This is a genomic window from Alicyclobacillus sp. SO9, from assembly GCF_016406125.1.
Lineage (GTDB): Bacteria > Bacillota > Bacilli > Alicyclobacillales > Alicyclobacillaceae > SO9.
The window spans coordinates 2,709,620-2,724,691 of sequence record NZ_CP066339.1; the positions used below are offsets into that span (position 1 = coordinate 2,709,620).

General features: G+C 50.1%; 11 protein-coding genes. All 11 read right to left on the minus strand.

Going from position 1 to position 15,072, the window contains the following annotated elements:
* Positions 1-31: 31 nt before the first annotated feature.
* The 11 genes from GI364_RS12515 to GI364_RS12565 all read right to left on the minus strand — a co-directional run bounded on the left by GI364_RS12515 (position 32) and on the right by GI364_RS12565 (position 15,064).
* Positions 32-1,237 (minus strand): vWA domain-containing protein, encoded by a 1,206-nt coding sequence (locus tag GI364_RS12515; RefSeq protein WP_198849634.1) that lies wholly within the window; start codon positions 1,235-1,237, stop codon positions 32-34.
* The gene (locus GI364_RS12520; protein ID WP_198849635.1) at positions 1,234-2,238 is read right to left on the minus strand and encodes an AAA family ATPase; all 1,005 of its coding nucleotides are present in this window, start codon (positions 2,236-2,238) and stop codon (positions 1,234-1,236) included. Before GI364_RS12520 ends, GI364_RS12515 begins: the two co-directional genes overlap by 4 nt.
* Entirely contained in the window at positions 2,235-3,095 is an 861-nt protein-coding gene (locus GI364_RS12525; RefSeq protein WP_198849636.1) for an FAD binding domain-containing protein, read from the minus strand. Before GI364_RS12525 ends, GI364_RS12520 begins: the two co-directional genes overlap by 4 nt.
* Positions 3,092-5,440, minus strand: a complete 2,349-nt coding sequence (locus GI364_RS12530; RefSeq protein WP_198849637.1) for a xanthine dehydrogenase family protein molybdopterin-binding subunit — start codon at positions 5,438-5,440, stop codon at positions 3,092-3,094. Before GI364_RS12530 ends, GI364_RS12525 begins: the two co-directional genes overlap by 4 nt.
* 13 nt (positions 5,441-5,453) lie before the next feature.
* Entirely contained in the window at positions 5,454-5,972 is a 519-nt protein-coding gene (locus GI364_RS12535) for a (2Fe-2S)-binding protein (protein WP_198849638.1), read from the minus strand.
* A 122-nt stretch (positions 5,973-6,094) separates the two neighbouring features.
* On the minus strand, positions 6,095-6,541 hold the full coding sequence (locus tag GI364_RS12540) for an SRPBCC family protein (RefSeq protein WP_198849639.1): 447 nt from the start codon (positions 6,539-6,541) through the stop codon (positions 6,095-6,097).
* A gap of 274 nt (positions 6,542-6,815) precedes the next feature.
* Positions 6,816-9,824 (minus strand): beta-phosphoglucomutase, encoded by a 3,009-nt coding sequence (gene pgmB, locus GI364_RS12545; RefSeq protein ID WP_198849640.1) that lies wholly within the window; start codon positions 9,822-9,824, stop codon positions 6,816-6,818.
* Between the two features lie 139 nt (positions 9,825-9,963).
* Entirely contained in the window at positions 9,964-10,509 is a 546-nt protein-coding gene (locus GI364_RS12550) for a helical membrane plugin domain-containing protein (RefSeq protein WP_198849641.1), read from the minus strand.
* Positions 10,510-10,524: 15 nt separating this feature from the next.
* Positions 10,525-13,458 carry a formate dehydrogenase subunit alpha gene (gene fdhF, locus GI364_RS12555; protein ID WP_198853988.1) on the minus strand — a complete coding sequence of 978 codons (2,934 nt, stop codon included), beginning with the start codon at positions 13,456-13,458 and terminating at the stop codon, positions 10,525-10,527.
* Between the two features lie 175 nt (positions 13,459-13,633).
* Positions 13,634-14,128, minus strand: coding sequence for a PaaI family thioesterase (locus GI364_RS12560; RefSeq protein WP_233095768.1), 495 nt, complete (start codon positions 14,126-14,128; stop codon positions 13,634-13,636).
* Positions 14,129-14,245: 117 nt separating this feature from the next.
* The gene (locus tag GI364_RS12565; protein WP_198849642.1) at positions 14,246-15,064 is read right to left on the minus strand and encodes a heavy metal-binding domain-containing protein; all 819 of its coding nucleotides are present in this window, start codon (positions 15,062-15,064) and stop codon (positions 14,246-14,248) included.
* Positions 15,065-15,072: the final 8 nt, after the last annotated feature.

Consider the following 15,072-nt stretch of genomic DNA (forward strand, 5'->3'; position numbering starts at 1 on the left):
TCAAACTCCTCTCATCCTAAAATCTTGAAGACTATGTTTGCCGACGCACAGGCCGCACATTCGGGAGACGTCTGATTTTGTTCCAAGCCCTGGTCAGGCTGTTAAAATTGTGGGCGGCAAAGGCGTAGTCTGAATAGCGGTCGAGGACGGCTGCTCCTTTCGCTGTGGGAGTATACTCAGCATCTCCAAGCGCGGGGTTCAGCCACACTAGGTGCTGACAGCGGCGGGAGAGTCGTATCAATTGCCGTTCCAGCGCCGCTGGATTGTCTGAGTCAAAACCATCTGTTGCAATCACTAAGACCGCTCTGCGGCGTAAAAAAGTATTCGCATAGTGGTGATAAAATGTTGCCAAATTTTCAGCCAGTCTCGTACCGCCTGACCAGTGGTGCACCTGACTGGTAACGGCGTAAAACGCATCATTGACATCGTGTAGTTGAAGCCAACGCGTGACATGTGTCAATCTAGTACTAAACACAAAGACTTCGAAGTTTCGCTGTTTGGCTGTAAGCGCGTGAGCGAATCTCAAAAGCACTCGGCTGTACTGATCCATGGAACCGCTGACGTCGCAAAGCAACACCACAGGCCTTGGTTTCAAAACCGGTCTGCGGCGTACAAGACGCATGACCTCCCCTGTAGACCTGTTCTTTTGCATCGTGCCCTGAAGGCTTAACCGCTTGCCCTTCTTCCCCTGTTTCATTCTGCGAGTCTTCCGCATTGCAGGACGTACAGCCGGTATAAATTTCATCAACTCTTCCAGTTCCATGTCAGTGAGTTGTGCAAAGTCTTTTTCCTTCAGAACTTCGTCCCGAGACGAACCAGCCTTTAACTGTACGGTAAACTGGTCGGACGCATCTGCATCTGCGTTCTTATCAGAGCCGGACGTGTCCCTGCCCATCCAGATAACTTGTGGTGAACGGTGGAGAGCGGACTTCTGGCGCATGACACTGCTCATTAAGGTTTGCTGAGCAAGCCACGAGTCGTTTGGGGAGCGCAGCCACAGCCAGAATTGATGCCACGCCGCTGCAAAGAGCGGATACTGCCATGGGTCTTTAATGACCACTGATGCTACCGCATCTTTGCACGTTGCTTCATAGTTCCAGCCCACGGCTTGAATTGCCTGAAAGATGAGTTGCTCATCAGCGCTGGTAATTCTCAGTCCGAGGCGCCGCAGGCCGCGCACCAACGACAGGACATTGTGCACTGTATTGGTTGTCACATCGTCTCCCAACGGGTTCATCGAACCTGCCCCAGTTCTTTAAGCAGACCTGATAAACGGGACTCCGCTGCGCCTTTGCGGTTCATGAGAAAGTCAAAGTCGTCCTTATATTTGAGTAAACACCCAAGCGTATCCTCTACTTGTTGATGTTCGAGTTTTCGCGTTCCAAGGGCAGCAAGAGCCTCTGCCCAGTGAATCGTCTCCGCCACCCCAGGTCGCTTAAACAGGGGTTCCTCACGAAGTTTGGTAACGAAATTCACGGCAGAACGAGCCAGTTGGTGGGATAATCCCGGGATTTTGTGTTGGAGAATTGCCAACTCTCGGTCAAAGTCCGGATAGTCTATCCAGTGATACAAACACCTTCGTTTAAGCGCATCATGCATTTCTCGGGTTCGATTGCTTGTTAAGATCACCACTGGCTTTTGTTCGGCAGAAATGGTTCCGAGTTCAGGAATCGTGACTTGAAACTCGCCAAGAAGTTCCAAGAGAAATGCTTCAAACTCTTCGTCACTTCTGTCAATTTCGTCGATGAGCAGAACAGGGGGTACATGAGCTGGCTCCAGTGCTTTTAGGAGCGGGCGCTTTAACAGAAACGCTTCGCTAAAGACCTCCCTTTCCAGTGTTTGGCGAAGCTCCTCGGTACGGACTGGGTCATCAGCAGGCGTTGTCACCAGAGTACTACGCGTAGTTGAGACAGTCTGTGAACTAGAGCCGCTTTCCCTTGAAAGCGGCCCAGCTTCTACAGCTTCGGAAATTCGAATGTGCAAGAGCTGTTTTTGATAGTTCCAGTCGTACAATGCTGACTCCCGGTCTAACCCTTCGTAACACTGGATCCGAAGCAACGGTCTGTCCAACACCTCGGAAAGTACTTTCGCCAGTTCTGTCTTACCGACTCCAGGCTCTCCTTCCAAGCACAACGGACGCTCCAGTTTCATTGTCAGGAACAATGCTGTGGACAGTGCGGAACTGGCAAAGTATCCGTTTGTCGTTAAAACCTCTTGGACCTGACTGGGACTGTTCATAAGGGTGCAACCCGTCTCAATGCGCGGGCAGTATGAACCTTGCACAACTGACGACGGTAATTCTCAGAAGCATACAGGTCTCCTGCAATGACGCCGTCGTCCGCTGCGAGTTCTGAAGCATGGCGTATTACGTCTTCGGTAAATACCTTCCCCAACAAAGCCTCTTCAACTGCTTTCGCACGGTATGCCACATCGCCGGCACCTGTCACACCAATAGCTGCTTGTGTGACGACATTGTTGTCGTCACAAGCGATAACTGCGGCAATTCCGACTACTGCATAGCCTGAAGCAGGGTGTGAAATCTTCTCGTATACACTGTTGAAACCTTTCTGCGGTATTTTGAAACGCACGTTTTTCAGTACAGAATTCTCCGGCAGGGCGGTGATTAACGGTCCTAAGAGAAATTCGTCGACCGGAATTACTTCCGTTCCATGAGGGGTCTCGACGGTAATCTCAGCGTCCAGGGCCAAAGCAACAGCCGGCAGGTCAGACGCCATATCGGCGTGAGCTAAATTGCCGCCGACTGTTCCGCGGTTACGCACTTGCAGGTCACCGATTTTCCCGGCAGCATCCGCCAAAAGAGGCAGTGTATCCCTCACCATGCGGCTTGACGCAACTTCTGCATGAGTGGTCAGTGCACCGACAACAAGTGCATCGGGATCTCGTACAATACCGTGCAGTTCCTTTATGCCGCTGATATCAATCAATTTTTCAGGACTCGAAAGCCGAAGTTTCATCATTGGCAGGAGGCTGTGTCCGCCTGCCAGCAGTTTAGCCTCGCCGCTGGACTCCAGTAGTTTTGAAATGGCCTGTGCAACAGTTTCTGCTTGTTCGTACTCAAAACTGGTGGGTATCATTGTTGACCACTCCCCTTTTGAATGGCTGTCCAAACTCGTTCCGGTGTCAGTGGCATATCAATATCCTTGACCCCAAATGGCCGCAACGCATCCATGACCGCATTGACCACAGTCGGTGTGGAGGCAATTGTGCCTGTTTCGCCAATGCCTTTGACGCCAAGGGGATTCTGAGGAGCAGGCGTCTCTGTAAATGCGGTTTCAAAGTTCTTAAAGAACCTCGCCTTCGGCATGGCATAGTCCATGAAGGTTCCTGTGACCAACTGGCCTTGTTCATCGTAAACTGCGCCTTCCCACAACGCTTGGCCGATGCCTTGCACAATGCCGCCGTGTACCTGTCCTTCAGCAACCATCGGATTGATGACGCGGCCGCAGTCATCGACAGCAACATATTTCACTAGGTCAATATCTCCGGTTTCCGGGTCAACTTCTACTACACAGACGTGGGTGCCAAAGGGATAGACAAAGTTAGCGGGATCGTAGAAAGATGTGCCTTCGAGAGCCGGTTCCACACCCGGCGGGAGGTTCCATGCGAGATACGCTTGCAGGGTGACGTCCTGAATGGTTGTGCTCCGGCTTGGCGCGCCTTCCACGCTGAATATCCCGTCTGAGAAGTTTACGTCGTCTTGTGAAACCTCCAGCAGATGAGCTGCAATTTTCTTCGCTTTCTCAATCACCTTGTCTACGGCTAATGCCATGGCGTTGCCTCCGACCGGAGTTGTTCTCGAACCATAAGTACCCCAGCCCATGGCAATTCGGTTGGTATCTCCGTGGACAATTTCGACGTCTTCGAACGGAACCCCAAGCCTTTCGGCAATAATTTGCGCAAAAGTGGTTTCCTCACCTTGGCCGTGGGGAGACGCGCCAGTAAACGCAGTCACCTTGCCAGTGGGGTGAACCCGAACGGTGGCGCTTTCCCAAAGACCGCCTTGAAAACCTACTGCACCAGCCACTTGTGAGGGCCCGAGACCGCAGATTTCTACATAAGTGGTGACACCGATGCCAAGATACTTTCCTTGGCTGCGCACATCAGCCTGTTTTTGCCTCAGGTCATCGTAGCCCACCATGGCCAGTGCCTTGTCTAAGGCTGCTTGATAATTGCCGCTGTCGTATTCCAGTCCCATGGCCGAGTGATAAGGGAATTCATCCGCTTCAATCAGGTTGCGGCGTCTCACTTCAACCGCGTCCAGATTGACTTCCTCTGCGAATAAATCGACCATTCGCTCGAGCAAGTAGGTGGCTTCCGGCCGACCTGCTCCTCTGTAAGCGTCTGTAGGGGTCGTGTTAGTAAAGACACCGTACACATCCGCACCCGCATAGGGGATTTTGTAGGCACCAGGAACAATTAAGCCAAATAGAATGGTCGGGACGCCGGGGCCTGCTGTGGAGAGATATGCGCCCATATTGGCCATGTTGCGTACTCTGATGGCAGAGAATGTGCCGTCCTTTTTGCCGGCAAATTCAACGTCGAGGACCATATCACGTCCATGGGTGGTGACAAGAAAGTTTTCTTTTCTGTCTTCCACCCACTTAACAGGACGGTTGAGGTCGCGCGCAGCGTACGCAACCATGGCTTCATCCGGATAGCAAGCAATTTTCGAACCAAATCCGCCGCCGACATCGATAGCCAAGATTCGAAGTTTGTGTTCTGGAATTCCGAGAATACCCGAAAGAAGGAAGCGGTGGATATGCGGGTTTTGCGATGTTACCCAGAGTGTCATTTCACCAGAGCCTGCATTGTACTGAGCCACAGCAGCCCGTGGTTCCATGGCATTGGGTATCAGCCGCTGCTGACGGAATCGCTGCTTTACCACGACTTCGGCAGAGTCGAATACGTCGTCCGTGGCATTCCCGGCTTGCCAGTGGAAAGCGATATTTTGCGGGGCGCTTTCATGAAGAAGCGGGGCGTTTTCATCCATTGCCTGTTCTTGTTCTACGACTGCAGGCAGAACATCGTATTTGACCTCAATGAGATCGACCGCATCTCTTGCTGTATAGCGATTTTCCGCAATGACCATAGCTACTGCATCGCCTACATATCGTACTTTGTTTACTGCAATCACTTCGTGCGGCGGTGTCTTCATGTCGCTGTCAGGAGGCAGCCAGGCGGTCGGGACCGTTCCGATTTTCCCTTCCAGGTCCTGTCCCGTATAAACCGCAACGACTCCTTCCAGCGCTTTGGCAGCTTCAGTGTTAATGCTGGAAATGTTTGCATGGGCATGCGGACTTCGCAAGACACTTGCGTATAACATACCAGGGAGCTGAACATCTTCCGTATACTGTCCGTTTCCGACAATCAAGCGTGGGTCTTCACGCCGCTTCAGCGTTGAACCGAATACATTTGCCATCCCGTCGTCCTCCTTATTTATCCGATCCCGTTCGAGCAGTGACCACTTCTTCACTTGAACGCTCGCTTTTGTCCGCTGCATATTGTATCGCTCTCACAATATTCTGATACCCGGTACAGCGACAAATCACGCCTTCGAGCCCCTCTCGTATCTCTTGTTCACTGGGATGCGGGTTCTCTTCCAACAAAGAGGCCGCTGTCATCATCACTCCAGGTGTACAAAATCCGCACTGCAACCCGTGTTTCTCCCAAAATCCCTCTTGAACAGCATGAAGTCGGCTCATATCGCCAAGTCCTTCAACTGTTGTGACAGACCTCCCTTGAGCTTGAACCGTCAGCGTTGTGCAAGATTTTACCGCTTTTCCATCCATTTGTACTGTGCAAGCACCACATTGACTGGTATCACAACCAATGTGAGTTCCTGTGAGGCCGAGTTCGTCTCTCAAGGCATGCACTAAAAGCTGTCTCGGTTCTACTTCAAGGGAGTGTTCCTTGCCATTGACAGTCACGGTCACCTTATGCTTTTCACTCATCTCAGCACCTCCGGATTCAGACTCCGTGTCCGGAAAGGCCCTGGCTCACCTGCGGCACCATCTGCAACGGTCCGTACTGGCGCCAAACACCTCTTTGCGGACCGGTTCTTAAAGTCGATGAACTAGATTGCCGACTTCCGCAATTGTGAATCTATGTTCTTGAAGAAGTTCCCTAAAAGCATTCTGGCGACGCTTCCGGTGACCCTCTGTCCAACGGACGCCAACAACCCCGTCACCTGTGCATCCGCATCACATGAGACAACCGTGCTTCCATCCTTTTCATGAAGCTGTATAACAGAGTCTGCAGTCAATTCGCCGGGCTTCCCTTGCCCCTGTAATTTCAACCTGTAGCGTCGTGGTACATCTTTTTCGGACAACTGGACCTGACCTTCGAAGACACCTTTAATCGGACCGATGTTCAGTCCCATTTCAGTCTCATAGACGCCTTCGTCAATTTTGTGAAATCGCTTACATCCAGGCAGTGTCACAGCTAATGTCCTCTCGTCTTGCAGCAGTTCCCAAACTCTCTCGCGTTCTGTTTGGTACGTGTACTGAAAACTAATTTTCAACTGTGAAGCCTCCTTTACTGCCAATCTTTTCGAACACGAGTTCCACCACACTTGGACACACTTCCATCAAAGTTTGGACACACAATAGTCATTATATTCATACTACCACCAATTATTGATGAATTCCAAATAGATGTGAGATTTACGTTTTGTCTCAAGAGAGAATAGTCACACCTTGACGAAAAGACAAAAAGCGGGAACCCTTCATGGAACACGAAGGATTCCCGCCTGCCCTAACGACGTCATGAACGCTTGTCACAGCATTAAAATCCGTTTAAATCCATTGCAGCAGCTTCGTGACGGACAACTCAGAAGTATCCTGCACGGCCCAGTCGGCAATATCCATTGCACTAGGAGTGCCGACACCAACTGCTTTCATGCCGGCGCCTTGAATAGATTCCACCCCAGACCGTGCGTCTTCAATGCCGATGCAGTTGCGGTATGGGACATGTAATTCGTCGGCGGCTGTAAGGAAGATTTCAGGATCGGGCTTTCCCTTTTGCAATGCAGCCGCATCCACAATCGTATCGAGATATTCGCCAATCCCTAATTTCTCAACCACAAGAACAGCATTCTTGCTTGCTGACGCCAAACCAATCTTGATGTTCCTCTCCTGCAAATCTTTTAGCAGATTCAAAATACCGGGAAGCACATCGTCCGGCGTAATCTTTTCGATAAGGGACTGATAGTATTCATTTTTACGATTGGCAAGCGCTTTTTTCTCATCTTCACTCAGCTGTAAAGTAGAATTTTCCAAGATGATGTTCAGAGAATCCAGGCGGCCCACGCCTTTTAAGCGCTCATTTATCTTTCTGTCAAAATCTATCTTCAACTCGTCAGCCAGTTGCTTCCACGCTAGATAATGATATTCTGCTGTATCTGTAATCACACCGTCCAAGTCAAATAAGACCGCTTCCAGTTTTGGCTCCGTACTCACCGTTACAGGCTTTCCGGTGGAAACGTCAATCGGGGCTCCCTCGTGGTAAAGCGTTAATGTATCACCACTTTCGAGCGCATAGGTTGTATCTTTTGGTGTTACTGAAACCCGCAGTAAACGGCCTGCAAAGGAGACTTTGAACTGGTACTGTCGCCACTGCTCGGGAATGACCGGGCGGAACATCAGCTTGCCGCCATATTCCCGCATTCCCGCAAAGCCCTGAACGATTGACAGCCAGGCACCAGCCATGGAAGCACTGTGAATTCCATCCTTGACATTTCCGTTGTAGTCGTCCAGATCCATGCGCGCAGTACGCATAAAGTAGCCATAAGCCTGATTGACTTCGCCAATCTCTGCACTGAGTATGCTGTAGATGCAGGGAGAAAGCGATGAGTCGTGAGTAGTGAGAGCCTCATAGTAATGGTAGTTTCGCTTCTTTTCCGCGGTGGTAAAGCGATTGCCCTGTAAAAACATAGCCAGCATCACGTCGGCTTGTTTGAGTACTTGGTAACGGTAAATGACCAGCGGATGGTAGTGCAACAGCAAAGGATAATGGTCTTCGGGCGTATTCTCAAAATCCCAGACTTCTTTTTGCAGGAATGAATCGTCCTGCGGATAAATACCGTATTCCTCATCAAACGCCACATACATCTTGTCTGCGGCTGACTGCCAATCAGTCGTTTCAGAGTCTTGCAGGTTCAATTTCTCCGCCAGCCGGGTGAACACCTGCGAATGATTTTCCTTCATCCATCTCGCTGTCTCGAAAGCGAACTCCAGGTGGTCTTTTGCCATCACGTTGGTATACAGATTGTTGTTCACCAGCGCGGTGTATTCGTCGGGACCCGTAACTTCGTTAATGCAGAATTGATTTTCATGCTTGGGAATGTACGCGCCCATATCTACCCAGAAGCGTGCTGTCTCAAATAGCATCTCAGCACCGTATTTAAGCAGAAACTCCGTATCATTTGTAGCGTGCAGGTATTTTTTCAGTGCATACATGATGTCCGCATTGATATGATACGCTGCGGTACCCGCTGGAAAATAAGGGGATGTCTCTTCCCCGTCAATCGTTCTCCAAGCGTACAATGCCCCTTTGTGTGCCAACTCCTTGGCGCGCATGCGTGCCTTGTCCAGTGTAGTATAGCGGTATTCCAGCAGCTTTCTGCTGATATCTGGGTGAGTGTATAGAAAGAATGGAAAAATGTACGTCTCCGTATCCCAAAAATAGTGGCCTTCATACCCTTCACCGGTAACGCCTTTTGCCGCAATGTTCGTTTTTCCGTCACGTCCTACTGACTGCAGCAGATGGAACGCGTTAAAGCGGAGGCTCTGTTGGAGTGCGGGATCTCCTTCGATTTGGATATCAGTGTGCTTCCAGTACTCGTAAAGAAAATCTCTCTGCTCCGCAGTGAGTTTGTCGTATCCCAACTCCCTTGCCTCTGCAACTTCAGCTCTAGCCAGTTGGACCAACTCGTGTTCGTCATAATCCTTCGACGTATAATAAGCCACCCATTTGTGTAGACGCACAGGGACACCTTCGAGCGCGTCAACAGTGTACTCCGCGGATGCCATTTGTTCCTTTGTACCCACTTCAAGATGGTACTGGTTCCCGGTTTCAATGGCATTCTCCATAGCACAAACCAGTGTGAACCTGCTGTTCTGTGTCCTCTGGCGGATGGCCGCAAGCGAACCGTCCTGTACGACGTCCTCAGTGGTCAATACCTGGCCATGAAAGGCTGAACCGACTCTGGGGTCTCCTAAGGTCACTTGATTCTGAACCTGTCCGTTGAGTGCTGATACCAGTGTGATTTCTCCGCTGAAGTTCACCGGCGTTACCTCATAGGAGAAAGCGGCCAGATGCTTTCGCTCCAGACACACCATTCTCTGCACATGAATTTCAACCCTATTTCCGGCGGGAGATTCCCAGGTCATCTCCCGATGCATAATCCCTGTGCGAAAATCGAGCACGCGTTGATACTTCAGCAGTTTGCCCTCGAACAGGCTAAATTGCTCGCCCTGAACAAACACGTTAATGATTTTACTGTCTGTGACGTTTAGCATGGTCTGGGCATTTTTAGCGTATCCGTAAGCAGATTCGCCGTATTGGATTGGATGAGATTCGTAGAACCCGTTCAAATATGTCCCTTGCAATGAAGTACCGACGGGCCCTTGATACCCTTCCTCGAAGTTTCCCCTGTACCCTATATATCCATTGCCTGTAGCAAAAATCGTTTCATCTCTGTAGTTTGTCTCTACATCGAAACTGTCCTCCACCACTCTCCACTCATCATATGGATAAATAGATGGCTTGTTCTGTTTTCTCTCACGGCGTTGCGCTGTCTGCATACAATCCCTCGCTTACAGTAGATGTCCGGCATTAACAACAACTAATTCAATCAGAAAAGCCCGGTCTCTACAAGGGGAAACGGGCTCTTTCCGTGAAATTAGACGATGATAGCGCATTCCCGCAAGTGGCAGTCTTCATTTAGGTAGCCACGGGATTTCGATTCTGCTCCAATCCTTCTCCTGCAGGACCGGAGGTCCGCGTAGAACTGCTTCCATCCACATGTTGTCCAACCGACTTTAAGACGGCAAAGACGGCAGTTAGTCCTTGGTTCACATCGCGATCGCGCAGGACTCGGACGATGTCCCACAAATCACCAATGTCGTCTGCATCTCCGCTGGAAATCACCCGACTGGCGTCACTTACGCCGTTGAACACTGCTGCGACCAGTTTGGCATCTATCTTTGTCATGCCTTGGACAACAGCTATGATGTTTTTGATACCGCCGATACTTCCAGGATGATTTGCCTGATGTACGAGAATTTCCAACAGGTCGTGGCCTTGTTCCAGCACAGCTGCCCCGGCGTCCAAAATCCCTTTCTCCCGCAACAGCCGCAGCAGCCTCATCATTTGCTCAATGTCTTGTGTATACTCCACGAAAAGTGACTCGATTTTCGCAATCTGTGCTTCTTTCACAGCTTCTGCGCTGCTCTGCGTCTCACGTATCTTTGCAATCGACCTTGCCATCTCTGACAGTCCTCCTCACCTGTTTTCTCCGTCAACCAGCGAACGATAATCGCTGCGCTTCCATTTTTTCTCCACCAATACACCGTCTTGGGGATTGGGATGCCCGAGTCTGAAATTCCCTTTTACCAGCGGCCCCGGTCCATGCTGCTCCAGGATTTCCATTCGTACATGAATATCCTTATAGGCCGGTGTATGCGTGTAGGTGTCATGATAACTGCTCGTCAAATAGTTCACGGCTTCTTCGTCCCGCGGGGTGTTCATAGGCAGGTACAATTCGTTTGCTTGTACCCTGTCTGTGACAACAGCGCGAAGCTTGACTCTTCCATAGGGAGACACAATGCGCACTAGCGTTCCGTCTTCAATCCCCCGCGCTTTGGCCAACTCTGGAGATACCTCGATGTAAGTAGTTGGTACTTTTTTGGCAATGCCGGCAATTCTATATGTGAGATTTCCTTCATGAAAGTGTTCAAGCATCCGGCCGTTGTTAAGGTGAAGGTCATACTCTTCATTGGGAGTCAGTACAGGTCTGCTCCATTCCACCGGATAGAGTCGCGCCTTTCCATCCGGGAACGGGAATCCGTCTGTGTATAGAAGTGACGTTCCCTGTGTGTCTTCCTGAATTGGCCACTGCTCCGATTGGTAGCCCTGAAGGGAATCATATGTGAGTCCATGAAACAAGTTTGCCTTTGCCGTGGCCTCAGCAAATACTTCCGAGGGATGATGGTAGTTCCAGTCAGCCCCAAGACGATTCGCCAAATCCTGAACAATCCTCCAATCTGGACGTGAATTCCCTTTTGGCTCCATCACTTTGTAAAGTCTCTGAATTCTTCGTTCCGTATTGGTGAATGTCCCGTCTTTTTCCAGGCTTGGAGATCCAGGGAGCACAACGTCGGCAAATTGTGCCGTCTTTGAGAAGAAAATGTCCTGCACAACAAAGAATTGCAGTTTCTCGAACGCAGCCTGCACATGATTGGCGTTGGAGTCTACAATTGCCATTTCTTCACCCATCACATACATGGCTTTTAAAGAGCCTTCGTGAATTTTTTCGACCATGTGGTGATTGTTCAATCCTTTGTTGGCAGGGAGTTTTACTCCCCAATAGTCCTCATACTTGGCCCGAATTTCCGCCACATCCGTCGATTCGTATCCTGGAAAAACATCCGGTGCGCACCCAAAGTCACCGGCTCCCTGAACGTTGTTGTGCCCGCGCAACGGATACGCACCGGTACCAGGACGGCCGACGTTTCCAGTTACCAGAAGCAGGTTGCAGATGGCCGTACTTGCATCACTTCCGCCAACTTGCTGTGTGATGCCCATGGCCCACAGAATACAGGTGGACGAGGCCTCACGAATCATCTTTGCAACACTCTTTATCTGATTCTGGGAGAGCCCTGTATGTTTTTCGACATATTCCAGTGTGTATGGTGCCAACGAGGCGACGTAGTCGTCAAGAAAGTTCACATGGTTCTTTAAAAATCCTTCGTCATGCCAGCCCATGTCAATCATGTACTTTGCAACTGCTGACAGCCAGACCAAGTCACTCGCTGGCTTCGGGTGCAGCCATATGTCTGCTCTTTTGGCCATGTCATTCATACGCAGGTCGGCCACAATCAGCTTTTGTCCGCGCTTTTTCTGTGCTCGACGGATTCTTGTAGACAAAACAGGGTGAGACTCAGCGGGGTTGGCTCCAACGATGATGACGAGTTGTGCGGCGCCAATGTCTTCAATCGATCCCGTATCTCCGCCATAACCCATCGTCCTCCGGAGCCCTGTTGTAGCGGGGGCCTGGCAGTAGCGTGAACAGTTGTCAATGTTGTTTGTACCCATCACGGCCCGGGCGAACTTCTGCATAAGGTAGTTTTCTTCATTCGTGCATTTCGAAGAAGAGATGTAGCCAATCGCATCAGGACCGTCTGCATCACGTATCTCCTTCAACCGTTTTGCAACATAATTCAATGCTGTGTCCCAATCCACAGGAACAAATTCGTCTCCCTGCCGGATAAGAGGATTTGTCAATCGCTCAACGCTGTTGACAAAATCCCAGCCGAACTTTCCTTTGACACAAGTAGATATCTGATTCGCAGGCGCATCCATCTGGGGTTCTACTTTCAGGACATCCCGCCCCTTGGTCCAGATGTCAAAGCTGCAGCCTACGCCGCAGTACGTGCACACTGTTTTTGTTCTTTTTATCCGGGACTCGCGCATTTTGGCTTCAATTTCAGAAACTGTGAAAATGGGAGAATAACCGGGCTCAGTTTCCTTCGTCAAATGGATCATCGATTCGAGCAGTTCAGGTCCCAGGCCAGTGGCATAGCCAGCCTCTCCGAGCATAGGCTTCTCCATCAACGCGTTGCACGGACAGACCGTTACGCAGTGCCCGCAAGAGACGCAGGAAGATTCGTTGATGGGCGCATCATGGTCCCAAATGACCCTGGGTTCTTCTCGTTCCCAATCAATCGACAGAACTTCACTCACCTGAAGGTTCTGACAGGCCTCTACGCAACGGCCGCACAATATACACTGGTCCGGGTCATAGCGGTAAAATGGGTGGGAGTTATCTTCTTCGTAGGGCTTTTGTGCAAACGGATACTTTTGGTGTTCAATTCCCATAGCTTCAACTGTGTTGTGAACCGTACAGTTCCCGTTGTTGTTGTCGCACACCGTACAATAGAGTTCGTGATTCCCCAGAATTCGGTTCATCGCTTCATTCCGCGCAGATTTTGCCCTGCTGCTTTCTGTCTGGATGTCCATTCCGGGTGTGACTTCCGTGGAACACGACCGGACCCTTTTTCCATCGACTTCAACGATACAAGTATCGCAGGTTTCAATGGGGCCAAGGGCCTCGTGATGACATATGTGAGGAAACGCTGGGTTTTCAGTCAGTATTGCCTCCAGAACACTCTGATGCTCTGCAACTGACTTGTGTTGCCCGTTCAAGGAAATGTCCATCAGTTTCGGTGTCTTGTTTGTATCTGAAATTGTGGTCAAACTATCTACCTCCAAATTCCATGCAAACCAAAAGAATTAACTTTTACTTTGCACAAGGCAGAGAGTTTCATACACTTGTCAGCAAATCATTCGTACAAACTGGCGATGTCAAAGAGTTGTGTCGGAAAGATTCGCTTCAGTTTTCGTCTCCAAGCATAGCGGCAGGGGCTAGTACAGCTGTCACTTCACCCCGAACACACAATTCATCATTAACGAACAGTTCACTTTGGACAACGACTTTTTTCTTACCCACTTCTTTAATGCGGCCGCGAATGACAATGGGCTGCCCAAGCGGAGTCGGCTTGATGAAGTCCGTGTGCAGTGAGGCTGTGACACACCTTGGCACCGGTTCGCTGTCCCCTGGTTCATGACCCTCTCTGCGGTACAGTGCTAAAGATGCCGATCCCGTACTGTGGCAGTCTATCAAAGACGCGGCCAGTCCTCCGTAGACGTATCCGGGAATGGCGATATGTTCGGGCCGAGGGACAAATTCCGTCAGGGTTTCATCCCCATCCCAGCGCGTCTTGACATGTAGTCCCTTCTCATTCAATCTGCCGCACCCGTAGCACCAAGAAAAATTGTCTGGATAGTAGTCCTGAATTGCCGTGCTTTCTGAACTTCGGTTCAACAACTTTCATGCCTCCATCCTCAGGCGAGAGTTATATCATGGGTTATGATGTTATCATGGTAAGACTTTATCATCGATTCGAGACACATCTCTGATGCATCAGCTGAAGTTCTTCATCCTTCAGTCGTCCAGACTTAAAACGATTTCTGGTTTTTCAACTTCCTGAAGTTTTGTCCGGGTCGTGACGGCTGTGCCAATTGCAAAAAATTCTATAACATGTTTGTCCCAACCGCCATGGTTTTTTTCCTTGACTGTGACACCGACAATTCCTTCTGCACCTTCAGCATGTGCCTCCTTTTGCATCCTTTCCATCGCCAGTTCTCTTGCGTCATACAAGGCTTGCGTATAGTTCGCCAGTTCCACATTTCTACCGAGATTTCCGAAGGATTGTTTGACTCCCTGATGACCGACGTGATATACACAAGTACCCATAGCCAGAGAGATTGGCTGATATCCGGCTTTGAGCAGAGTCCAAAAGTCTTGTCCGCTTAAATCTGAGGTGAACGGATCTCCATATTTTCGTTTCCAATCACAATTATCTTCTCTAGCCACGACCGCCGTACCAATGGCAACAAATTCTGCCTGATGTTCTCCCCATTCGTGCCGGTTAATTCTTAGCCGAATACCGACAATTCCGTCTGCGCCAAGTGTCTTGGCCTCTTCTTCCATCCTGCCCATGGCGAGTTCTCTTGCCCGGTACATAGCCTGCGACAGCATATCGAGTTCTTGACTCTTACTCCATCTCTGCCACTGAAACCCGATATGGTAAATCGATGATCCTACAACCATCCCTGCGGGTTCAAAGCCAGCATCCCGGAGTAACAGGAATTCATTCACTGACAAGTCTGACGAAACGACCTGGTCAACATTGTCTTCGTGTTTTAGGTGTTTGAGCCTGTCCAGCACTTGCTCCGACAATTCCTCGTTATCGTACGACATGCTTCTCC

Bases quoted from the DNA above. Each gene is read 5' to 3' on its own strand.
- GI364_RS12515 (WP_198849634.1), bottom strand. From the start codon at position 1,237: ATGAACCCGTTGGGAGACGATGTGACAACCAATACAGTGCACAATGTC.
- GI364_RS12520 (WP_198849635.1), bottom strand. From the start codon at position 2,238: ATGAACAGTCCCAGTCAGGTCCAAGAGGTTTTAACGACAAACGGATAC.
- GI364_RS12525 (WP_198849636.1), bottom strand. From the start codon at position 3,095: ATGATACCCACCAGTTTTGAGTACGAACAAGCAGAAACTGTTGCACAG.
- GI364_RS12530 (WP_198849637.1), bottom strand. From the start codon at position 5,440: ATGGCAAATGTATTCGGTTCAACGCTGAAGCGGCGTGAAGACCCACGC.
- GI364_RS12535 (WP_198849638.1), bottom strand. From the start codon at position 5,972: ATGAGTGAAAAGCATAAGGTGACCGTGACTGTCAATGGCAAGGAACAC.
- pgmB (WP_198849640.1), bottom strand. From the start codon at position 9,824: ATGCAGACAGCGCAACGCCGTGAGAGAAAACAGAACAAGCCATCTATT.
- GI364_RS12550 (WP_198849641.1), bottom strand. From the start codon at position 10,509: ATGGCAAGGTCGATTGCAAAGATACGTGAGACGCAGAGCAGCGCAGAA.
- fdhF (WP_198853988.1), bottom strand. From the start codon at position 13,458: ATGGACATTTCCTTGAACGGGCAACACAAGTCAGTTGCAGAGCATCAG.
- GI364_RS12565 (WP_198849642.1), bottom strand. From the start codon at position 15,064: ATGTCGTACGATAACGAGGAATTGTCGGAGCAAGTGCTGGACAGGCTC.